This is a genomic window from Brevibacterium rongguiense, from assembly GCF_009857845.1.
GTDB lineage: Bacteria > Actinomycetota > Actinomycetes > Actinomycetales > Brevibacteriaceae > Brevibacterium > Brevibacterium rongguiense.
Genome location: NZ_WWEQ01000138.1, coordinates 1 through 450 on the forward strand (window position 1 = coordinate 1; position 450 = coordinate 450).

At 64.7% G+C, this 450-nt stretch carries 1 protein-coding gene; it reads left to right on the forward strand.

Translation table 11 applies throughout. The annotated features are described in order from the left end of the window. Positions 1-423, forward strand: a 423-nt coding sequence (locus tag GSY69_RS13870) for an integrase core domain-containing protein (RefSeq protein WP_160954406.1), incomplete at its 5' end; no start/stop codon positions are given. Positions 424-450 lie beyond the last annotated feature (27 nt).

Genomic DNA, 450 nt, shown 5'->3' on the forward strand with positions numbered 1-450 from the left:
TGGTCGGTCGCGTCGTCGCTGACGACGCAGGCGTTGCCGATGATCGCGTTGCAGCAGGCGATCACCACGACCCCGGCGGCGCGTCAGAGCGGACGGCTCGTGCATCACAGCGACCGCGGAGTCCAGTACGTTTCGCTGGCGTACACCGACACGTTGGCCGAGCACGGCGTCGCGCCTTCGGTTGGGACAGTAGGCGATTCGTATGACAACGCCTTGGCTGAGACGGTCAACGGCTTGTACAAGGCCGAGCTGATCTACTCACGCACGACGTGGCCGTCGACATCGGCGGTCGAATTGGCGACGCTGGAGTGGGTCAGCTGGTGGAACCGTCAACGCCTGCACGAAGCTCTCGACTACCGCACGCCCGCCGAGGTCGAAGCGGCCTACGATCAATCCCAGGCGAGAGCCCTCGTCACCACATAAGCGCGGAACGAAACCCAGGGCGCTTCA